The organism is Klebsiella sp. 141203, assembly GCF_032601985.1.
Lineage (GTDB): Bacteria > Pseudomonadota > Gammaproteobacteria > Enterobacterales > Enterobacteriaceae > Klebsiella > Klebsiella aerogenes.
Genome location: NZ_JAQIRL010000001.1, coordinates 375,086 through 396,549 on the forward strand (window position 1 = coordinate 375,086; position 21,464 = coordinate 396,549).

The 21,464-nt window shown below is 50.1% G+C and carries 25 protein-coding genes; 18 read left to right on the forward strand and 7 right to left on the reverse strand.

Annotation, left to right across the window (positions count from 1 at the left end; genetic code table 11):
• Positions 1–35 precede the first annotated feature (35 nt).
• Positions 36–2,336 carry an FdhF/YdeP family oxidoreductase gene (locus PGR29_RS01885; RefSeq protein ID WP_113373326.1) on the reverse strand — a complete coding sequence of 767 codons (2,301 nt, stop codon included), beginning with the start codon at positions 2,334–2,336 and terminating at the stop codon, positions 36–38.
• Positions 2,337–2,789: 453 nt separating this feature from the next.
• On the opposite strand from PGR29_RS01885, the gene PGR29_RS01890 reads away from it, so the two are divergent.
• Genes PGR29_RS01890 through PGR29_RS01900 form a run of 3 tightly spaced genes read left to right on the forward strand, consistent with a single transcriptional unit; the run spans position 2,790 to position 5,372 of the window.
• Complete coding sequence (locus tag PGR29_RS01890) at positions 2,790–4,199, forward strand: cytochrome ubiquinol oxidase subunit I (protein ID WP_015366505.1); 1,410 nt, start codon at positions 2,790–2,792, stop codon at positions 4,197–4,199.
• Between the two features lies 1 nt (position 4,200).
• On the forward strand, positions 4,201–5,211 hold the full coding sequence (gene cydB / locus PGR29_RS01895; RefSeq protein WP_271032569.1) for a cytochrome d ubiquinol oxidase subunit II: 1,011 nt from the start codon (positions 4,201–4,203) through the stop codon (positions 5,209–5,211).
• Positions 5,211–5,372, forward strand: coding sequence for a DUF2474 domain-containing protein (locus tag PGR29_RS01900; RefSeq protein WP_064568862.1), 162 nt, complete (start codon positions 5,211–5,213; stop codon positions 5,370–5,372). Before cydB ends, PGR29_RS01900 begins: the two co-directional genes overlap by 1 nt.
• A gap of 38 nt (positions 5,373–5,410) precedes the next feature.
• Here PGR29_RS01900 and PGR29_RS01905 read toward each other — a convergent pair whose 3' ends face one another.
• From PGR29_RS01905 to PGR29_RS01930, 6 genes are all read right to left on the reverse strand, one after another.
• Entirely contained in the window at positions 5,411–6,328 is a 918-nt protein-coding gene (locus PGR29_RS01905; RefSeq protein ID WP_113373325.1) for a bestrophin family protein, read from the reverse strand.
• A 458-nt stretch (positions 6,329–6,786) separates the two neighbouring features.
• Positions 6,787–7,731, reverse strand: coding sequence for a Dyp-type peroxidase (locus tag PGR29_RS01910; protein ID WP_015366501.1), 945 nt, complete (start codon positions 7,729–7,731; stop codon positions 6,787–6,789).
• Positions 7,732–7,801: 70 nt separating this feature from the next.
• The gene (locus PGR29_RS01915) at positions 7,802–8,728 is read right to left on the reverse strand and encodes a cation diffusion facilitator family transporter (RefSeq protein ID WP_316423945.1); all 927 of its coding nucleotides are present in this window, start codon (positions 8,726–8,728) and stop codon (positions 7,802–7,804) included.
• A 166-nt stretch (positions 8,729–8,894) separates the two neighbouring features.
• A complete protein-coding gene (locus tag PGR29_RS01920) occupies positions 8,895–9,764 on the reverse strand; it encodes an oxygenase MpaB family protein (RefSeq protein WP_213316125.1) in 870 nt (289 codons plus the stop codon).
• A gap of 117 nt (positions 9,765–9,881) precedes the next feature.
• Positions 9,882–10,313: an OsmC family protein gene (locus PGR29_RS01925; protein ID WP_015366497.1), complete on the reverse strand. Its 432-nt coding sequence runs from the start codon at positions 10,311–10,313 to the stop codon at positions 9,882–9,884.
• A gap of 44 nt (positions 10,314–10,357) precedes the next feature.
• Positions 10,358–11,242, reverse strand: a complete 885-nt coding sequence (locus tag PGR29_RS01930; protein WP_316423946.1) for a LysR family transcriptional regulator — start codon at positions 11,240–11,242, stop codon at positions 10,358–10,360.
• Positions 11,243–11,354: 112 nt separating this feature from the next.
• On the opposite strand from PGR29_RS01930, the gene PGR29_RS01935 reads away from it, so the two are divergent.
• The 15 genes from PGR29_RS01935 (at position 11,355) to PGR29_RS02005 (ending at position 21,453) form a co-directional block, all read left to right on the forward strand.
• Positions 11,355–12,206, forward strand: coding sequence for a Vmh family MBL fold metallo-hydrolase (locus tag PGR29_RS01935; RefSeq protein ID WP_087859600.1), 852 nt, complete (start codon positions 11,355–11,357; stop codon positions 12,204–12,206).
• Between the two features lie 174 nt (positions 12,207–12,380).
• Positions 12,381–12,521 carry a stationary-phase-induced ribosome-associated protein gene (sra, locus tag PGR29_RS01940; RefSeq protein ID WP_015366494.1) on the forward strand — a complete coding sequence of 47 codons (141 nt, stop codon included), beginning with the start codon at positions 12,381–12,383 and terminating at the stop codon, positions 12,519–12,521.
• A gap of 206 nt (positions 12,522–12,727) precedes the next feature.
• Complete coding sequence (locus PGR29_RS01945) at positions 12,728–13,501, forward strand: hypothetical protein (protein ID WP_316423947.1); 774 nt, start codon at positions 12,728–12,730, stop codon at positions 13,499–13,501.
• A gap of 620 nt (positions 13,502–14,121) precedes the next feature.
• Positions 14,122–14,721, forward strand: coding sequence for a hypothetical protein (locus PGR29_RS01950; protein ID WP_316423948.1), 600 nt, complete (start codon positions 14,122–14,124; stop codon positions 14,719–14,721).
• A 60-nt stretch (positions 14,722–14,781) separates the two neighbouring features.
• A complete protein-coding gene (locus PGR29_RS01955) occupies positions 14,782–15,552 on the forward strand; it encodes a hypothetical protein (RefSeq protein ID WP_316423949.1) in 771 nt (256 codons plus the stop codon).
• 200 nt (positions 15,553–15,752) lie between these two features.
• Entirely contained in the window at positions 15,753–15,956 is a 204-nt protein-coding gene (locus PGR29_RS01960) for a hypothetical protein (RefSeq protein ID WP_316423950.1), read from the forward strand.
• Positions 15,956–16,252: a hypothetical protein gene (locus PGR29_RS01965; RefSeq protein WP_316423951.1), complete on the forward strand. Its 297-nt coding sequence runs from the start codon at positions 15,956–15,958 to the stop codon at positions 16,250–16,252. Before PGR29_RS01960 ends, PGR29_RS01965 begins: the two co-directional genes overlap by 1 nt.
• A 77-nt stretch (positions 16,253–16,329) precedes the next feature.
• Positions 16,330–16,719: a hypothetical protein gene (locus PGR29_RS01970; RefSeq protein ID WP_316423952.1), complete on the forward strand. Its 390-nt coding sequence runs from the start codon at positions 16,330–16,332 to the stop codon at positions 16,717–16,719.
• Positions 16,716–16,928: a hypothetical protein gene (locus PGR29_RS01975; RefSeq protein WP_316423953.1), complete on the forward strand. Its 213-nt coding sequence runs from the start codon at positions 16,716–16,718 to the stop codon at positions 16,926–16,928. The genes PGR29_RS01970 and PGR29_RS01975 overlap by 4 nt, the downstream gene beginning before the upstream one ends.
• Positions 16,925–17,386: a hypothetical protein gene (locus PGR29_RS01980; RefSeq protein WP_316423954.1), complete on the forward strand. Its 462-nt coding sequence runs from the start codon at positions 16,925–16,927 to the stop codon at positions 17,384–17,386. Before PGR29_RS01975 ends, PGR29_RS01980 begins: the two co-directional genes overlap by 4 nt.
• Positions 17,387–17,388: 2 nt before the next feature.
• On the forward strand, positions 17,389–17,637 hold the full coding sequence (locus PGR29_RS01985) for a hypothetical protein (protein ID WP_316423955.1): 249 nt from the start codon (positions 17,389–17,391) through the stop codon (positions 17,635–17,637).
• A complete protein-coding gene (locus PGR29_RS01990) occupies positions 17,637–18,029 on the forward strand; it encodes a hypothetical protein (RefSeq protein ID WP_316423956.1) in 393 nt (130 codons plus the stop codon). Before PGR29_RS01985 ends, PGR29_RS01990 begins: the two co-directional genes overlap by 1 nt.
• Positions 18,008–18,283 (forward strand): hypothetical protein, encoded by a 276-nt coding sequence (locus tag PGR29_RS01995; protein ID WP_316423957.1) that lies wholly within the window; start codon positions 18,008–18,010, stop codon positions 18,281–18,283. The genes PGR29_RS01990 and PGR29_RS01995 overlap by 22 nt, the downstream gene beginning before the upstream one ends.
• A gap of 969 nt (positions 18,284–19,252) precedes the next feature.
• Complete coding sequence (locus PGR29_RS02000; protein ID WP_316423958.1) at positions 19,253–19,495, forward strand: helix-turn-helix domain-containing protein; 243 nt, start codon at positions 19,253–19,255, stop codon at positions 19,493–19,495.
• A gap of 260 nt (positions 19,496–19,755) precedes the next feature.
• Positions 19,756–21,453, forward strand: coding sequence for an NAD-dependent malic enzyme (locus PGR29_RS02005; protein ID WP_015366493.1), 1,698 nt, complete (start codon positions 19,756–19,758; stop codon positions 21,451–21,453).
• Positions 21,454–21,464: the final 11 nt, after the last annotated feature.

The following is a 21,464-nucleotide window of genomic DNA, read 5'->3' on the forward strand; positions in this document are numbered from 1 at the left end:
GGCCCGGTCTTAGGCCACTGGCAACATTCAGCAAATTAACGCAGACCGGGGACGGCGCGCACCTCTTTAGAACGCAGCGTCAGGCGGATAGGAACTGACTTGTACGACGGCGTTCCGCTCTCTTCATCGATGTAATCCAGCGGCACCAACACGTTGGCTTCCGGATAATAAGCGCCCACGGTGCCCGGCGCGATGCTATAAGCAACCACGGTGATATCCTCAAGGCGCAGGTCGCTATTCGGGAGCGCGGTGAAAATGTCGACACGGTCGCCATGCTCCAGCCCCTGCTCGGCCATATCCTGCTCATTCATAAACAGCACATCGCGGCGGCCAAACACCCCGCGATAGCGATCGTCCATCGCGTAAATCGTGGTGTTGTACTGATCGTGACTGCGCAGCGTAACCAGGCGCATCACGTCGTCGCCATCAACGCGGGTGTTCTCGTGGACGCCTTTGAACACCGAGAACATCGCTTTGCCGGTCGGCGTCGGCCAGATCCGCTCGGTTGGCGGCAGCGGCATACGAAAACCGCCCGGATGACGAATACGTTCGTTATAATCCTCGAACCCGGGGATAGTCTGCTCGATGAGATCGCGAATGCGGTCATAATCCGCCACCAGCGATAACCAGTCGATCTTGCTGTTCGGCAGCGTCGCCGACGCCATCCCGGCGACAATAGCCGGTTCCGAGCGCAGTCGGTCAGAGGCCGGTTTCAGTTTACCTGATGAGGCGTGGACCATCGACATCGAGTCTTCTACGGTGATTGACTGGCGTCCGCTCTCCTGCATATCGAGTTCGGTGCGGCCCAGACAAGGCAGAATAAAGGTCTCTTTGGCTACCAGCAGATGCGAACGGTTCAGTTTGGTGCCGATGTGCACGCTAAGATCCAGCCCACGCATCGCCGGGAACGCCCGCTCATGATCCGGCATCGCCACCGCAAAATTACCGCCAAGGCAGATCAGCGCTTTCGCTTCACCGGCAACCATCGCCTGCAGGGCTTTTACCGCATCATGGCCATGTCCGCGCGGTGCGACAAAGCCGAACACGCTTTCAAGATTATTCAGAAAATCGGCACTCGGTTTTTCGGTAATACCAACGGTACGGTTGCCCTGAACGTTAGAGTGACCGCGCAGCGGGCAGATGCCGGCCCCCGGTTTGCCGATATTGCCGCGCATCAGCAGAAGGTCGGCGATCAATCGGACGTTAGAGGTGCCTTTGTTATGCTGGGTGATCCCCATGCCATAGGTCACGATAGTGGCGTTGGATTTGGCGTAGGCAACGGCAACGCGCTGCAGATCGTCACGAGTTAATCCGGACTCACGCTCAATTTCCGGCCAACTAGTCTGACGTAAATCTTCGGCAAAAGCGTCGAAGCCGAGGGTGTGCTCGTTAATAAACGTCTGGTCCAGCACCTGGCCCTGGTCCGCTTCAATCTCCAGTAACGCCTTAGCGATCCCTTTCAGCGCCGCGGCATCGCCGCCCGCTCTCACCTGGAAATAGGTTGAGGCGATATTAGTCGAGCTGTAGGTCGCCATTTCAATAACGTTCTGTGGGTCGGCAAAACGTTCCAGCGCCCTTTCACGTAGCGGATTAAAGACGATAATCGGCACACCGCGGCGAGACAGTTCATGCAACGTGCCCATCATGCGCGGATGGTTGGTTCCGGGGTTGTGACCGATGGAAATAACCAGTTCCGTTTTGTCAAAGTCGTCCAAAGACACCGTGCCTTTACCGATACCGATTGATTGTGGTAGACCGACGCTGGTCGCCTCGTGGCACATATTGGAGCAGTCCGGGAAGTTATTGGTGCCGAACTCGCGGGCGTAAAGCTGGAACAGATATGCCGCTTCGTTAGAGGCGCGCCCGGAGGTATAGAACTCAACTTCATCGGGCTGCATGCCCTGTAATACTTCGCCAATGCGGGCAAACGCGCTTTCCCAGGAGACCGGGCGCAGCGTGTCGCTTTCACGATCGTAAGACAAGGGATGGGTAATACGTCCGTAACCTTCCAGTTCAAAGTCGCTTTTCGCCAGCAGCGAGGTCACGGTATTGGCGGCCAGGAACTCTGGCGTCACGCGTTTGCTGGTGGCTTCCCAGGTGACCGCCTTCGCGCCGTTCTCACAAAACTGGAAGGTTGATTTATGTTCTTTATCCGGCCAGGCGCAGCCGGGGCAGTCAAAACCGTCAGGCTGGTTGGTACGCAGCAGCGTGACCGGGGCGTCAAGCGCGTCCATTTGCGTACGCACGGCGATGGCGGTCGCTTTTAACGCCCCCCATCCACCCGCTGGGCCATCATAGGGATGAACACCGGGGACAGCGCGTTTTTTCTTATTCATATGAACTCCTGAATACTCTCTTCAGCTAACGGATGTTATTAACAACATTGGTCACGGTTTTTTGCGGCGATGTTAAATAACCACAGTAATTAAGCGGGAAATACCACATTCCATTTTGCAATGAATAGCAAATGACAGGGTTAACTCGTTGTTTTTAATCTTTAACTAAATGTCTGGTTAAAATGAAATGAGCAAATTTACTCGTTAACTAAATAATAACATGTCATTTCGTGTTGTATAATAGATGTTATCTATCGGGTGTTAAATTTAACCTATTTGATAATTAAAGAATTAATTTTAAACTTTATTATCAAGGGCATTAACATATTTCAATGCCCGGCAACGCCGTAATTTAATTGTCATTAACAGGAGGCTTTGCGCAGGTAAAGCCGTATCCGCTATGCAGAAAATATTCCATAAATACAATGAAGTAATGTCGTACAGGGGTGAGCCATGTTCGGATTAGATGCCTTTTATTTAGCCCGGATACAGTTTGCATTTACTGTATCTTTCCACATCATTTTCCCCGCTATTACCATTGGTCTCGCCAGCTACCTTGCGGTACTGGAAGGCCTGTGGTTAAAAACAAAAGAGGATACCTACCGCCAGCTCTATCATTTCTGGTCAAAAATATTTGCCGTTAATTTTGGCATGGGCGTCGTTTCCGGCCTGGTGATGGCCTATCAGTTCGGCACCAACTGGAGCGGGTTCTCGCAGTTCGCCGGTAGTATTACCGGACCGCTATTGACCTATGAAGTCCTGACCGCCTTCTTCCTCGAAGCCGGCTTTCTTGGCGTCATGCTGTTCGGCTGGCATCGCGTCGGCCGCGGCCTGCACTTCTTCGCGACCTGTATGGTGGCGCTGGGCACGCTGTTTTCCACCTTCTGGATCCTCGCGTCCAATAGCTGGATGCACACGCCCCAGGGCTACATTATCGAGAATGGCATCGTGGTGCCGGTAGACTGGCTGAAGGTCGTTTTTAACCCTTCATTCCCGTATCGCCTGCTGCACATGTCTACCGCCGCCTTCCTTGCCAGCGCCTTTTTCGTCGGCGCTTCGGCGGCCTGGCATCTGCTGAAAGGCAATGATACGCCGGCAATCCGCAAGATGTTCTCGATGGCGCTGTGGATGGCGCTGATCGTCGCCCCCATTCAGGCGATGATTGGCGATGCGCACGGCCTGAATACGCTCGAACATCAACCGGCAAAAATCGCCGCGATTGAAGGGCACTGGGAGAATAAACCGGGTGAAGCCACGCCATTAGTGCTGTTTGGTCTGCCGGATATGGATGAGGAGCGCACCAAATATAAAATTGAGGTTCCCTATCTTGGCAGCATCATCCTGACCCATAGCCTCGATAAACAGGTCCCGGCCTTAAAAAGTTTCCCGAAAGAAGACCGACCAAATTCCACCATTATCTTCTGGTCGTTCAGGGTGATGGCCGGGCTCGGTATGTTAATGGTACTGCTCGGCGTGGTCAGCGCCTGGCTACGCTGGCGTGGCCGGCTTTACACGTCAAAACCGTTCCTGCGTTTTGCCCTGTTGATGGGCCCTTCCGGGCTGGTCGCGCTACTGGCAGGCTGGTTTACTACTGAGATTGGCCGTCAGCCGTGGGTAGTCTATGGCGTTCAGCGCACCCGGGATGCGGTCTCCGCCCATGGCGATCTGCATATGTCCCTCAGCCTGCTGGCCTTTATCGTGGTCTACGCCTCGGTGTTTGGCGTCGGCTACGTGTATCTGATTCGCCTGATAAAGAAAGGGCCGGAAAGTGCGCACACGCCGGAAGACCCGACTCAGAACCAAACCCCTGCCCGCCCGCTGTCCGCAGTGCGCGAACCTATGAATACCTCAGGGAGAAAATAATATGGGTATCGACCTGTCAATTATCTGGTTCACGATCATCGTTTTTGCCACCTTGATGTATATCGTGATGGACGGTTTCGATCTCGGGATCGGCATTCTGTTCCCGTTTAATAAAAATGAAACCGACCGCGACATGATGATGAATAGCGTCGCGCCGGTGTGGGACGGCAACGAAACCTGGATGGTGCTGGGCGGCGCGGCGCTGTATGGCGCGTTTCCGCTGGCCTACGCGGTGATCATCGATGCGCTCAGCATCCCGTTAACCGCTATGTTACTGGGGCTGATTTTCCGCGGCGTGGCGTTTGAGTTTCGCTTTAAGGCGACGCCGGAACATCGTCCGTTGTGGGATAAAGCGTTTATCGGCGGTTCGCTATTGGCGACGTTTAGTCAGGGGATCGCCGTTGGCACCCTGCTCAACGGCCTCAGCGTCACGGGCCGTGAATTTAGCGGCTCAACCCTCGACTGGCTGGCGCCCTTCCCGCTGTTTTGCGGCGTCGGGCTGGTGATTGCCTACGCGCTGTTGGGCTGTACCTGGCTGATAATGAAAACCGAAGGCGCTCTGCATCGCAAAATGTCCGAGCTGGCGATCCCGCTGACGCTGGCGTTGCTGGCAGTGGTCGCCATTATCAGCATCTGGACGCCGCTGACTCACCCGGAAATCGCTCACCGCTGGTTTACGTTCCCCAATATCATCTGGTTTATACCGGTGCCGTTGCTGGTGCTGGTTTGCTGCTGGGGGATTGTCCGTAGCGCCTATAATCGTCAGGCCAGCTATGGGCCGTTTTTACTCACCCTGGCGCTGGTGTTCCTCGGGTTCAGCGGCCTTGGGATCAGCATCTGGCCGAATATTATTCCACCGGCAATCTCTATCTGGCAGGCCGCTTCGCCGCCGCAGAGCCAGGGCTTTATGCTGGTCGGCGGGCTGCTGATCATTCCGGTTATTTTGATGTACACCTGCTGGAGCTACTACGTGTTCCGCGGCAAAATCAAACCCGATGAGGGGTATCATTGATGGCGACTCAATCTGATAAAACGTTAACGACGCATCATCGTCCGTTCTGGCACAAACTGATGTGGCTGGTGATTATCTGGGGGGCCAGCGTGCTGGCGCTCGGCGTGGTCGCCACCTTCTTTAAGTTATTGATGACGGCGGCAGGAATGCGCACTCACTAATACTAAACGCCGGACGGGCTGACCCGCCCGGCGTTTTTTTATGTAAGGTTGTAATAACGGTCAGGCTGCATTTTTTCCGGCAACGGATGTTGCCCGGTCATATCCATCAAATTACGTTCAATGGTATTGCACATTGCATTGAGCGGTAGATCGTTTGCCGAAGTGCCAAACGGATCCTCCAGCTCTTCCGCCAGGGAATCCCATGACAGGAAGGTGTAGGAAATAAATACCGAAACAAACGGCGTCATATAATGCAAATCGCCCACCAGCGCGAACGGCAGCAACGTACAAAAAAGATACACCGTGCGCTGTAAAATCAAGGTGTAAGCAAACGGCACCGGCGTACTCGCCAGACGCTCGCAGCCGCCCAGGACATGGGCTAACTCGTCGAGTTTATTATCCATCAAGCCGTAGGTAATATCGCTGAGCATACCCTGCTCGCGCAGCTTCCCTAACTCATTACCAATCAATAATAAAATTCGGTTAGTCGGCATTGAGCTGGCGAGAATTTCCGCCACTTTCTCTTTCGGCAACAGGCGATACAGGTCGACCGCCGGGTCGGTTTTACGCAACTGATGCTTAAGGCTCCAACTGAACGCCACCAGGTAACTGACTAACGTTTTATGCGTTTCCGCCTCGGCTGGAAGGATATTTTTCAGCTGCCGCACCAGCGTTCGTTCGGCAATCAGCACGGTTCCCCATAAATTACGCGCCTCAACGAAGCGGCTGTAGCTCGCGCTATTACGAAAGCCGAGAAAAATCGCAATCGCGATCCCCAACAGGCTAAATGGCGCAACGGTTAAGTGAATGCCAAGTTGTTCATACCATTGATAGCTGATGATGGCGATGACCGACATCAGGACGTTCAATAGCAGGCGGAAAACAATTTTTGACAGCACGGAACCGTGCCAGTCAAACAGACGAAAAAACCAGTGTTGTTCTGGCCGGATGATCATTGTATTACTTCCTGAAGACCCAATGATGCTCAGTACATACCCTAATGAAAAATGATGGGTATATACCCGTCATACTTCAAGTTGCATGTGCGTTGGCAATAACTCGGCCCATCCCTGGGCCTCGCCCTTACGGGCGCAGTGAACTGCGTTCAAATTCGTTCCTGACGAATTTGTCCTCGCTCACCCCAGTCACTTACTGGAGTAAGCTCCTGGGGATTCCCTGCGTCGCCGCCTTCCTGCAACTCGAATTATTTAGGGTATAGATATTATCTATTAAGCCATTGGTTAATTTTATTGTACACAAACACGACATCGCGTTGATAACCGCCATTAATTAGCGATGAATTAATGGTGGTTTAATTATGGGCTGTTTTTATTTTTCACGCAATATTCGGCCTGCAAAGCAGGCCGGAGAAATAAACCATCAGCGGCTGCGTAATGGCGGATATTATGCAGGGTTATTCAGCCTGACGACTGGATAATTCTTCAAGTAGCGTCGCAGAAGGTACAAAGAACAGACTGCCGGTAACCGGGCGGCTATAATCGAGCAGTCGATCGTAATTACCGGCTGGGCGACCGACAAACATGTTTTCCAGCATCTGTTCGATGGGCGCCGGGCTGCGCGCATAACCGATAAAATAGGTACCAAACTCGCCCATGCCGGGTTTGCCGAACGGCATGTTGTCGCGCAGGATTTTAATCTCCTCGCCGTTCTCTTCAAGGGTGGTGAGCGAACTGTGCGAACAGCTTGGTTTGACGTCGGCATCCAGTTCGATGTTGGTCATTTTTTTACGCCCGATAATACGCTCCTGCTGCTCGACGGTTAACGCATTCCAGCCCGCCATATCGTGCAGATATTTCTGCACAATCACGTAGCTACCACCGGCGAAATCCGGGTCTTCATCGCCGATAATGGTGAAATCCGCCGCCGCGCGCCCCTGCGGATTTTCACTGCCGTCCACAAAACCGATCATCGCCCGACGGTCGAAATAGCGGAAGCCGTGCACTTCATCGACAACCGTTACGGCATCCCCCAACTTGTCCATCAACTGCGTCGCCAGTTCGAAGCTAAGCCCCATATCATCGGAACGGATATGCAGCAGCAGATCGCCCGGCGTAGAGACCGCCACGCGCTCTCCGCTGCCCACGCGGCGAAAAGGATGCAGCTGCTGCGGGGTGGGCTGGCCAAACAACTGCGGCCAGATTTCAGCGCCAAATCCGCAGATGCAGGAAATCCCCGCCTCCGGCATGCGGGTACCAACGGAACGCACCACCGCGGCGAAATCATCGCACCAGTCGCGCACGCGGCTCAGGCTCTCTGCGCTGCGCGCTACGGTCGCGACGATAAATATCGCCGTTCGCGGCAGGGGTAAAGTAATCGCCTGAGGTTCGTTAATTTTCATATCATCCTCTGTTATTGCCAATTAACGGCAAGGTAGCGTTGGCTCCTGCAGGCAGGAGTCGAAATGTTGTTTACGCGTGAGCCGGTTCGCCGCCGGGCGCTTCATATGGATCAATGTGAATCATCACCTGTAGCACCTCATGGCGCGCGAGCACATTTTCCCGCACCGCCAGCGCGATAGCATGGCCTGCGCGAACCGACAGCTCGCCCGGAACTTCTATATGGACATCGACGAGGATCAGGTCGCCCGCCTTACGAGTTTTTAGATCATGCAGACCCACTACGCCGCCGGTTGCGGCGATGGTGTCGCGTATCGCATTCTGGGTTTGCGCGTCGACCGATCGATCCATTAAATCATGTAAAGCATCGCCGGCAAAAGTGTAACCCATTCGGGAAATCAATACCCCTACTAACAATGCCGCTACAGGATCCAACCAGACCATCCCCGCGAGATTGCCAACGATCCCCACCGCCACCACTACCGACGATGCTGCATCCGAGCGCGCATGCCAGGCGTTCGCAATTAATAATGACGATTGAATGCGCTTTGCTACCGCCAGCATGTAACGGAACAGCGTCTCTTTTGCGATCAGCGCCGTCAGGGCCACCCAAAGTGCCGTAATATGCACGGATTGAATGGTTTCCGGATGGAGTAGTTTATCCACCGCCGACCACAACATGCCCACGCCGACAACCATTAAAATCGCGCCCAATATCAGCGACGCGCCATTTTCGTAGCGCCAGTGGCCATAATGATGATCGCTGTCGGAAGGTTTACGGCTTTTCTTATTGGCAATCAGAACTACAAAATCAGCAATTAAATCGGAAAGTGAGTGGATGCCATCGGCAATAAGCCCTTGTGACCCTGAAAACAGGCCGGCGATAATTTGCCCGGTCGATAAAAACAGATTAACGACTACGCTGACCAGGGTGCTTTTTCGCGCAGCCTGTGAACGCTGATGATATTTATTATCACTCTGCTGTTTTTTATTTTCCATCATCCCTCCCGAATAAAGTGTGGATGATAGCCTGATATGAATCAGCGATATTCAATATTAATAGCTTGTTGATAATAAATTTAAAATAAATAGCCTGAGTTATAATATATAAATGCGAATGATTGCGCTTTAAAAATAGCCGACATTGAGCGGCTATTTTTTATTTTTATGACGTTGCCATTCGACGCATAGCGCAGTGATAAGCCCCATTGCGCACCGAAGCGCGGAGCACCCGCGCCACGCCATTGACCGCCACTCTGGCTGTTCGCCGCTGCAACGGATTGATGGGGATCGCCAGCATCTGCTGCGCCCAATCGGGGAGCAGATCGATTCCGGCGACCATCATCCAGCGTCCTACCGGCTGGCTTAGCCGGCCCGGCAGACGGGTGGTGAGCAGCACCTGCGCCACCTCCCGCGTTCGTTCATCACAACGTAACTGAGGGCGCATATCCTGCAAATACTCCGCCACCTGACGTGGCGTTTCGGGGATGTCTTCGGCGCCAAGTCGCCGGGCGACTTCCGCCGCTTCGCGGTAGTATTGCTCCTGCCGCGCGGCAGTGACGATGGTGCGCTTATAACGCAGATGAGAGGCCATAAAGCTGCTGCATTCGGCCACGTGAACCCAGGTTAAGAGCGCCGGATCGCTGGCGCGATAAGGCGTACCGTCCGGCGCAACGCCGCTGATACGCTGATGGATCCCCTGTACTTTAGCGATTAATCTTTCGGCATCGTCGGTAGTGCCAAACGTGGTGGCTGAGATAAATTGACTGGTTCGGCGCAGGCGGCCAAAGATATCTTCACGAAAACGCGAATGATCCCACACACCGGCCAGCGCCAGCGGATGCAGCATCTGTAACAGTAGCGCGCTAATGCCGCCGCAGAGCATTGAGGTAAAGTCGCCGTGCACCTGCCAGATAGCCGACTGCGGGCCAAATAAACCCGGCTCGCCCTTCGGGTTTTCAAAATCAATCTCTTTTAGCGCCATCCCGGTTAAACCCAGGACCTGCGATTCAATCATGCCGCGTATGCTGGTCATTGCGTTATCCGTCGCTATCCGTAACGCCACCAACATATCACCATTCGCGGCGGCAGGCATTTGCCGACGGTGACTTTAAACGCCAACGCGCCCGCGCTACCGCGGGCGCGCCACGGATTAAGCGTTGAGCTGATAATCGAGGGAGATGTCGGCTTTCAGCACCTGCGAAACCGGGCAGCCAGCTTTGGCTTTTTGGATAATCGGATCAAAGGCGGCTTTATCGATACCCGGCAGGACAATATTGCTCTGCAGCGCGATCTTCGTGATGGCGAAGCCGCCGCCGCTCTTATCCAGCGTGACCACCGCAACGGTATCGATAGAGGTCGCCGTATAGCCCTCTTCGCTGAGCATTAATGACAGCGCCATTGAGAAGCAGGCAGCATGGGCCGCGCCGATAAGCTCTTCCGGGTTAGTCCCTTTAACGCCTTCAAAGCGGGTATTAAAACCATAAGGTTGTTGGTTCAGCGCACCGCTTTCCGTCGAGACGGTGCCTTTACCGCTTTTCAAATCCCCTTCCCAATGCGCCTGACCTTTCTTATGAATTGCCATCGTTTCACTCCTTTTTGACGTTAAAGGAGTAAGTATAGACAGCTCTAGCTGACCTGGGACAACTGTTGCTGAATGGCCTCCAGAAACAGCGGCAGCGCGCTGGGCTGATAATCTCGTGACAGATAGATACCATAGACGGCCAGGGATTTTGGCGTATAGCCAGGCAGCACCTGTTTTAGCGCGCCGCTGTTAAGCGCGCGCCGGGCTTCCAGTTCCGGCAGCATGGCGATGCCGCACCCCGCCACCGCCGCTTCCATCAGCAGAGAGGAGATCCCGGCGCTCAGGTTGCCGGAGACGGCCACCGACACGGGTTCGCCCTGCGGATCGGTAAACTGCCATGTTGGGGTGGCGAAATGGCTATAGTGCAAACAGTTATGTTGACTGAGCTCCTCCGGCGAATTTATCTGGCCATGCTGCTGTAGCCATCGCGGCGATGCGCAGAGTACCGATCGGCAAATGCCGAGCCGCCGGGCTATTGCCCCCGGCTCCGGATTATCGGTGATCCGGATGGCGACATCGATACGCTCGCCAATCAGGCTCACCGGATGGTTGTTGATATCCAGTTCGAGACGCAGTTGGGGGTAACGGGCCAAAAATTCCGGTAGCTGCGGTGAGAGCAACTGCATGGCGGTAAAGTGCGCGCAGGCGACCCGCAACGTGCCGCTCGGCACCGCGCGTTCCGTCTGCCCCGCTATCTCATCCGCCAATTGCGTGAGGCTACGCGTTTTCTGCAATACCTTTTCACCAGCGCTGGTTAAGGTCAGTTTGCGCGTCGAACGATGAATGAGCCGGGTACCGGCCCAATGTTCCATCTGCTCCAGATAGCGACTCACCATCGGCCGCGACATTCCAAGCGCCCTGGCCGCCGCGCTCAAACTGCCCAGCTCGCATATCCGCATGTATACCTGGGCGGCGATAACTCGATCCATATCCGTATCCATCTGCACGTTTTATGAAACTCAGCATCTCTTTTTTCAGGAATTTTCGCAAATCGAGAATGACGTAAAATAAACCTATTCACCTGAAAGAGAGAAAACCAACATGAAAGTATCTGCCCTGGCCATCGCCACCGCCCTGTTCAGCACCACCGCTTTTGCCGCGCCGTTGACCCTGCAAACCTACAACCCGCAGGAGAACGCGATTTTCGCGGTGAACTCCACGCTGGCCTCCGGCCCGCACGAGGCGGTATTGTTTGACGCCCAGTTCAGCGTTAAAGATGGCGAAAAGCTGGTTGAGATGATCAACAAAAGCGGTAAGAAGCTCACGCACATTGTGATCACCTCTGGCGATCCGGATTTCTATTTTGGCCTTGAGCCGCTGGTGAAAGCCTTCCCGCAGGCCAAAGTGGTAGCGACCCCTCAAGTGGTTAAGCATATTGAAGAGACCAAAGCGGCGAAGCTGGCATACTGGGGCCCGCAGATGAAAGACGGCGCGCCGAAGCAGGTCTATGTTCCGCAGGTATTAGCCGCAGATAGCTTCACCATCGACGGCGAGAAAGTGGAAATTCGTCAGCCGCAGAACTACGGCGCATTCGTCTGGATCCCGGCGAATAAAGCGATTCTTGGCGGCACCGGCATCGCCTGGGGCATGCACGTCTGGACCGCCGATACCCAAAGCGCGGCGAGCCGTCAGCAGTGGCGCCAGACCCTTAACGATATGGCTGCGCTGCATCCGCAACAGGTGATCCCGGGCCACTACCTCGGCACGCCGCCGGCGGGCGACAAGGCTATCGTCTTCACCCGCGACTACCTGGAGAAATTCGAGCAGGCGCTGAAAGCGCATAAAGATTCCGCCAGCGTCATTAAAGCCATGCAGGCGCAGTATCCGGGTCTCGCTGAAGAAAGTTCGCTGGAGCTGAGCGCGAAAGTGAACACCGGCGAAATGAAGTGGTAATCGCCCGCGCCTGAATCGAGAACGCTCTTAATCTACCGACGCAAGGTTGCTATTCGCAAAAAAATGGACCACGATAATCCCGTCGCGTTAAAAAGCGCGGCGTACTTAGGGTTACGTTTCGTCCGGCCTGCGTCGGGCTTGTCCTTGAAACCAGAACAGGATTAAGGAGTAAGAATGAAATCGAACCATCAGGCACGTCATCTTCTCGGTCTGAACTACAAGCTTTCCCGCCAGAAAAAAGTGGTGCTGGAAGGCGACGAAGAAACTACCGTTAACCATATCCATGCTACAGGCCGCAAACGCCGCGGTGGTTAATTTTTCAGCTGAGTGATGATAAAAACACCATCCGCTAAACAGGATGGTGTTTTTTTAAGACAATCCCACGCTTCGCATCCTTCTTTTGTTACCATCTGCTCTAGATTAGTTTCCCTCACTCACAAGACTAGCACCCTCACCTAAGAAGCCCGTCACACAAGGCTTTAAGATATTTCTCAGAAAATTTCCTTACAGGTGATGATGTTATGAATACTGCAAAAATCCCTCACATTTCCCTAACCAAAAAAGACGGCTACGTTTTCCGTAAACGCTATCAAGACGGGACATTCTACCTTGCTCTACGTACCAAAGAAGAACAGCAAGCAATGCAACGTGGTGCAGCAGTCTCAATACGGTATTTTGAACTAGAAGCGCTTAACCTCCCCTATGAGGCCGTGTATCTCAGTTTGAAACAGTACCGGGATGAAGCTGTACGTAACGAGCAGATAGCCCTGCTTCAGCGTGTACACAACATGGGGAACACTTCCACCTTCTCATTCAACGTAGAACAGCCTGTAAGCGCTCCAGTGATTGAAGCTGTGCAACCTGTTACCTTTGCTGAACAAATGGCTGCTACGGCGATACAGCAGCATTTAGAAAGTGATATATCTCATTCCCTGCTAGATGTTAAAGCACAGTGGATTAAAGCTAACACTGAATGGAAATTGAAGACACTTAAGGGCAATACAGCCGCTGTAGATAAATTTATCACATGGGCTATCACTAAAGGCCTTTCTACAGTGGAAGCAATCAAGAAAACTCACATCACTGATTTTAAAGCGTGGATGGATGGAGAAGAACGCACCCCACAATATAAAAATAAGCTACTTACCATTAACGGGGGTATGTTCAAATTCTGTATTGATGTACTAGATGTGGATGTTAAAAACCCATTTAGTGGAATGGAATATAAGAATACAGCTACAGTAAACAAGAAAGAAGATATCACCAAAGAACAGTTTGAGCAGGTAGAGGAATAGACAAAGTCTATGACAGACTCTCACATGCCCTGCTATATCTGGCTTTGCTTGTATATCCCTGCACATCCTGTGAGGGGTTAGTGAAGATATTCATTGGCTCATACGCTACAACAATTAACTATTCGTGCTCATGTGCTGCTGTTTCAGGTTAACGGTTGGTGATGTTGACGCGCTTTAGACTTTGTGTGCTATTGCCTGTGGGCTGTGTATTGTGCGTCATATCCTTATACGTAGAGTTATGGTTTGTTCTTTTCTTTGCCTTTTATTTTTCAGCGTACTGTAAACACTTGACGGGTAAGCTCTTTTTCATGTTTTCTTGATATATTATATTAATTATGAATGCAACCTGCACCCGTAAATAAGGAGGATAACACTATGAATTAGATAGCTATTCTCACTGCGTACGCTGATGCAAAGGCATATAAATAGTTTATTAATCACGCCGTATTTTCACCCGTATATTCACCGTATGAATTTAATCGGCTATTCATCATTCAGGACTAAGCTATTAGTGCTTATCTACAGCAATAGCTACAGATATTAATTGTAGGTAATCGTGCGTAAGAGCATTATTCCCTTCCCCGCTAAGTGGGCAACGAATACATATTGGGGAAGTGGAAATGAATATTACCAACCTGAATGCACATGCACTTATCAATATCACTAAGAGCTTAATTGAAATGCTGCGTAACAATAAGAAAGCAACTATTAGCAAGGTTGTAACAGAGTGGAACATTTGCGTAGAGCAATCAGGTTACACAACCACTTTTGATTTCCCGGTTGAAGGCCGGACACGTAAAGCACAGGTAATTGCAGACTTAGAACGCTGTGCCGCTCAGCTTGAAAAATTGGCTTTTGCTACTGAAACATTAACTGTGAGGGCTTCTAATAATGAAGTTCAAACAACTGATGTTTTAATTAATGAGGAAGTAAACGTGATTAATAACCGTATCCAGCGTGTACAGCAGCAGGTTAACCAATTGGCTAACGTTTTCGTAGTGGGTAGCTATATGGATGGTTTTATGGCTATGCATAATGCTGTAGGTGAATGCAGAAACATTCTAAACACTCAGGGAATTACACTAGAGCAACAAAATTCAGTATGTGGATGCTTAGCCCAATGCGCAGTAATTTTCCATGAGGTTAGCGAGGCAACCGGAGCACCTTCTCCTGAAGCTGTTTCTGGTGGATTCAGAAATGATATCTACCCTAATGCTTAACTAATTAACTGTGGGCGGTGTATGCCGCCCTTCTCTATCTTATTAATGAGGATTTATAAAATGGCTAAACCAATTGTAGACGTAAACAAAATTATGCTGCCTCTTTTCAAAAAGTATGCTGTGAATGTAGACCTGTTAGAAAGTGATGCACATCGTAAATCTGAGGTGCTTAAGCTGCGTCCTGCATTCAATGTGGACTTCAACGCCAACAATCTTATGAAGTGGTGTAAAGATAATGGCATTAGTTTATCTGCCGTAACCATTAAGAACTGGATGGACAAGGAAAACACCACGGTAAGCCCTAAGCCAGTTAAAACCACCACTGTTAAGCAGTGGACTAATGCACTTGCAGGAAGTAGCGCAGAGCCACAGAAGCACCTGATTACACATGCTGAATGGTTATTCATTAGTGCAGCTAAAAACCTCATGACAGAGGAACAATTGAACGCTGCATACAATCAAGTGCATGAAACATTAGTTGCTGACCGAATGAAAGCTATTGAGGCTGAAGCAGCACTAGCTATGCAAGCCCTTACAGGTCGTAAACCTGATGCTGTATTTTTCAGAGAGCTAAAGCAATTCATTTGCAGTGAAGATTATAAACATGGTGGGTGGGCTGAACTTAAGCCAGCAGATAGACGCCGCTTAGCGGATATGCGAGAAGCACAACCTGACAATGAAGAGGTGCAACAATGGTGCAGGGATTTAGATGCAGATACTGAACGTGCAACTAAAGCTAGCAATCCGTTTGCGCCTGCTGAAGAACAGGCTACAGATGGTAGTGCAAGCCCTTCAGAGGCTTCAGCGGCGTTGGGCTTACTGTGGGGGTAGTTGGCCTCACAGAGCCGTTGAAGTAGCTTAATGAGGGTGTATAGTTAAATGGCTATCCTTAAGGGTGCAGGGCTATTAATTATCATTTTGTTTATGGCAACTGGTTTAATTAGATGGTGTAGGGATGATGTGTTTAAAGCTATTCCTGCAATCATCATTTTATGGGTGATTGTACTTTTTAATTTTGGAAGAATTTTTATATGGCTAAAGAACTTCCTGTAATACATCACGTACACTTCCAGCTTAATGGCGCTACCGGATGGGTTGTGGTGGCTCCTGAGCTGCCTATGTGGGTTTACTTTATGGGTGAGCGTATTGCTTATGCAGCGATGCAGGGAGCACTGAAGAAGCACGTTCATAGTGTGATGATTCAGCATTCATTAGTTAGCGCGTGGAGAGGGTAATGTTATACGAATTAGGGTTAATGGGCTGGAAGCTGTTTATTACCCTTTCAGGGATTGCCATATTATTAACTGCTTGCTGGTTATTATTTGTTGGTGCAGGTGCTGTAGCAGCCACTGCTGCTAATCCACTAATTAAGCTGGTACGCTTCCTGATGCCGTGGGAGCTTATGAGATTCCGTAAACAGCTTAATGAAGAAAAGAATTATAGCTACAGAGCACAACTCACTTTGTCTTGGTGGTGCATGTGGCTCTTGATTGTTGTTAGTTTATTTGTCGCCTTTGGTGGCACCAATTAAAAGAGGGTTAAGCACTGTATTGTTCAGAGTGCAGTGTATAGCCCTTTAATTCTCTAAGTAATATATAGGTTAATATTATGTTTATTCCAGCGTGGTTATTGGCAATCGCTTTGGGTGTTGCTGCGTGGTGGTATTTTAAAGACCGTGAATCAGCTTTAAAACCTGTGCCTGTAGTTGATTTTGATGAAGATGCTAAACGCTTCACTATTGACGGAAAACGGGCAATTGTTATTGAAGCCTTAGATTATGACATTTCCATTAAAGGAACCGTAACAGATGGAAGAACCATCACCCTACGTAATGTCATGGGCGGAAATAAAGTATATTTCACTGTTTTTGATGTAGACAATGAAGAAGATGAAAGTGGCTTTGTACATCTTAAGCCTCTTCATAAAGCCATTCCTGAAGCTAAATTTAAAAACATTACGGACGTAACCAAAGAATTTAAAGCAGGAATTAAGGAATGAAAAAATATCTAGCACGTTGCTTAGCTATTGCTTTGGTTTTAGGTGCTGTGGCTTTAGTCGCTCACTTGTTCGATAACCCATATATTGAGGATGAAGCAGCAGACGCTATACAGGCTGCATGTGCTGCACTGGCTTTTGTTGTAGGTATTCTGGCGGCTTTAATTATTTTAATTGGTAGTGCTGTTAAACTTTGGAAGGTTGGAAAATGACTAATTCAGTTTTAATGATTCATGCCCTGATAGTTGGCTATGGTTTTAAAGACGCTGTGAAAGGCAAGAGCCTTACATCCAGCAAAGACACCCCTAAGAGTAAAGTGATTGTTTGCACTGTATTCAGTATCGCCCTGCTCTGGACTCTCTACGGACAAGCCACGGGGCAATCTGTATGGGGCTTGCTCTTGCCGGGACTGGTGATTAACTACGGCGTTTACCTTATGGGGGCGGCTTGTCTTGCGTGGCTTATTGTTCAGCGTAAATTCCTGGGTTACTTCAGCAAGTTCACAGAAGTAATGATGGTGGTTTATGTATTTGCTGAACTTTATTGTGAAGTAATAAAGATAAGTAATACACCATTAGATGAAAATGTAGCCTTTGCTATCCTTGCTGTATTCGTTGCTCTGATTATTGGCTTTATCGTTGATGGTATTAAGGCATTCAGGAAGATTTGAAAGTGAAAAAATTAATTACTGTAGGTGCATTAGCCTCCCTGCTTTCTGGATGTGTTACATCTAATGATGCTGCTCAGATGGGGAATATAGATTTCGCTGAATGTGCTTTTCTTAATAGCCCTTATCAGCAGCCTTGCAAGCCTGAATTATCTAAGCGCATTAAGGAAGGTAAGATATCACAGAAAGAACTAACCACAGCCTCCACTGCTGCACAGATGATGCAGCGTGAATCACTAGCGGCGATGAACTAATGAAAAAATTAATTATTGCAGGGGCATTAGCTCTGTGCAGCTGTACGGCCTTTGCTCACGATATCGTATGTGGTGGAGGATATGCCATTGATAGGAACGTGACAGGCTCTATGAGCACCGGGCATGCTCTGTTTGAGATTGATACGGGAAGCATTGCTCTATATCGGGGTGATAAAGAATTATTCCGTGGTGCCCTTCAGAACACGATGCTGTATGCATACGGCTTAAACGGTCAGACCATCATTAACTATGAATTTGATTCAGATAATGGTCAGTCCTATATGCTGGTGATGGATATGAGCTTTATTGGTGCTGACGGCCATGATTCAGGCGATTCAACTAAGCTGATTACAATGCAAGGCGATTACACATGCAAATTAAATTCTCTGTAGCCCTTCTGGCTCTGGCCCTGTCTGCTCCCTGCTTCGCTGGCTACAACTGCAAAGCTTTTGTGCAGGATGCAGCAAACAAGGATAATGCGGGCAAGCTGTATCGTATGTCCTCTAATCAGAAGATGGGTAATGGCATGCTCATGTGTCAAGGGATGGTGAAAGGAAAGAATATGTATAACGTCACTGTCTATACAACTTATACGATTATAGGGAATCCGAAAACAGGACAGTACGAAATAGAGAGCGTTATGTAGGCCGCATGCTATGTGACGCTGTATATTCACGCTGAGAGAACGAAGTATATTATTGTACTTTGATATGTGAAAGGCTTCCCATTTGTGGAAGCCTTTTTTGTTTGTATGTATGGTAATGATTATTATATTTCTCTCTCTTTTTCTTCAGAGTGCCCTTTCTCTTTGTTCTTTTATTATTAAATGTTCTTACTTGTATTACACGTATAACCTTTTGTCAGGTCTAGACATTACTTTAGGTCAGGTCAGGGCTAACCTTTTGTCAGGTCGGAATGCATATAGCCTATGTGGTGTACTTATGGAGTGCCCCAAATTGAATTAGTTAATTTCGGGAGATTCTTTAATTTAACTACAAGGATATTTAAATATAAACTTTGATTTAGAAAATAAATTTTATACCCCCCGTTCACTGATTGGCGCTTTGGGGAACAATGAATTATTTGTTTTTAGTCTGCTCAACCAGATTCAGCAAAAATACAATGAAGGTTATGCTGAGGCTAGTTTCTCTTATTTATCTAAATATAGTTTTCAAGTAAGGCTACAGTACGTAAATGCATTAATAACTTAGTTCGAAATGGTTTTATTGTCGTATTAGAAAAAGGGTTAGGCTCAAACACTACGAAATTTAAAGTATTGAAGCCTGTTCTTTTTAATAAAGGGGCTGAATAATGGAAATTATAGTATTGATTGGATTAACTGGTTTGCATTCAGCCGGGAACTAGCAGAGCAAAAGACTTTAGATTTAAAATGTGCTGATGTCGTTATTTATTGCTTCCTGCATTCAGATGAATATTTTCAGATTCAGCACCGTAAACAAAAGCAATACCGCCCTTCCTTACCTGCATGTTAATCAACATTTGGGGCGCTGTCGTTCATCCTAATTATGGTGAACGTAGCGGGGAAGCCTAACGGCTTGCCGTGTCTATGCGGTCTGCAAACCCTGTTACGTTCACCACCAAAAGGAATGTTGGTATGGATTGGCACAAAGCAGACATCATTGCAGCACTTCACAAGAAAGGTATTTCACTAGCCGCCCTAAGTAGAGAGAACGGATTAGCAGATTCAACGCTAGCTAACGCTTTAACAAAGCATTGGCCTAAAGGTGAAAGAATCATTGCTAAGTCTTTAGGACGAACACCGCAAGAGATATGGCATAGCCGCTACTACGATGAAGACGGTAAGCCCATCATCAAAGCCTTTCAGAAACTAATGTGATTCATTAGCCCCTTCCTGTGGGGGCTATGTTTCCCGCTTCTCCCCTCTAAGCAATCAATGCTATCCTCATTCCCCTGTGTGGGGGATACCCTTGCAAACACCCTCACATTACTACACAATAACCCCTCACACGGTGAGTTAAGTCCTTGTTTTGTAGTGATGTGAATTGTTTGCTCTATACTCTGCCCGCTGCATTTCCTGCCAGCCCGATCGCTTATCGCCGCGCCCGGGTCTGAAGTGAACATCAAGGAGTTAGTGCGATGCAATTCATCTATAAAAAAAACCGTTCTCTTTATATCCCCTACGCTGGCCCGGTTCTGCTTGAGTTTCCGTTACTCAACAAAGGAAGCGCCTTCAGCATGGAAGAGCGTAGCAGCTTCAACCTGCTGGGCCTGCTGCCGGAAGTGGTCGAAACCATCGAAGAACAAGCTGAACGCGCGTGGATCCAGTATCAGGGATTTAAAACCGAGATCGATAAGCACATTTATCTGCGCAACATCCAGGACACCAACGAAACCCTGTTTTATCGTCTGATTGGCAATCATCTCGATGAGATGATGCCGGTTATCTATACCCCCACCGTCGGCGCCGCCTGTGAGCGTTTCTCGGAAATCTACCGTCGCGCGCGCGGCGTGTTCATCTCCTACCAGAATCGGCACAACCTCGACGATATCCTGCAAAACGTACCGAACCATAACGTCAAAGTGATCGTTGTGACAGACGGCGAGCGTATTCTCGGTCTCGGCGACCAGGGTATCGGCGGTATGGGCATTCCTATCGGTAAGCTGTCGCTCTATACTACCTGCGGCGGTATCAGCCCGGCCTACACCCTGCCTATCGTGCTGGATGTCGGCACCAACAACCAGCAACTGCTCGACGACCCGCTGTATATGGGCTGGCGTCATCCGCGCGTTACCGACGACGAGTATTATCAATTCGTTGACGACGTTATCCAGGCTATCAAAAACCGTTGGCCGGACGTGCTGCTGCAGTTTGAAGATTTCGCGCAGAAAAACGCCATGCCGCTGCTTAACCGCTACCGTAACGAGATTTGCTCGTTTAACGATGATATTCAGGGCACCGCGGCGGTCACCGTCGGCACATTGATCGCCGCCAGCCGTGGCGCGGGCAGCCAACTCAGCGAGCAAAAAATTGTCTTCCTCGGCGCGGGCTCCGCCGGTTGCGGTATTGCTGAACAGATCATCGCGCAAATCATGCGCGAAGGGCTAAGCGAAGAAGAAGCCCGCCAGCGCGTATTTATGGTGGACCGCTTCGGCCTGTTGACCGACGGTATGCCGAATCTGCTGTCGTTCCAGAGCAAGCTGGTGCAGAAGCGCGAAAACCTGCAAGGTTGGGATACGACCAACGAAGCGCTTTCGCTGCTCGACGTGGTGCGTAATGTGAAGCCAAATATTCTGATCGGCGTCTCCGGCCAGCCGGGGCTGTTCACGGAAGAAATTATTCGTGAAATGCACAAGCACTGCCCACGGCCGATCGTCATGCCGCTGTCGAACCCGACCTCCCGCGTCGAAGCCACGCCGCAGAATATCCTGACCTGGACCGACGGCGAAGCGCTGGTGGCCACCGGCAGTCCGTTCACCCCGGTGACGGTTAAGGGAAAACAGTACGCCATCGCGCAGTGCAACAACTCCTATATCTTCCCGGGCATCGGCCTTGGCGTGATCGCCGCGGGGGCATCGCGCGTCACCGACGAGATGCTGATGGCGGCAAGCGAAACCTTAGCCAACCACTCGCCGCTGGTGAATAACGGCGAAGGTCCGGTACTGCCGGAACTGAAAGATATTCAGGCCGTGTCGCGCGCTATTGCGTTTGCGGTCGGTAAAGTGGCTCAGGAACAGGGCGTGGCGGTGAAAACATCGGCCGAAGCGCTGCTGCAGGCCATTAGCGATAATTTCTGGCAACCGGAATATCGCAACTATCGCCGAACCTCGATTTAACGCTTTATTTC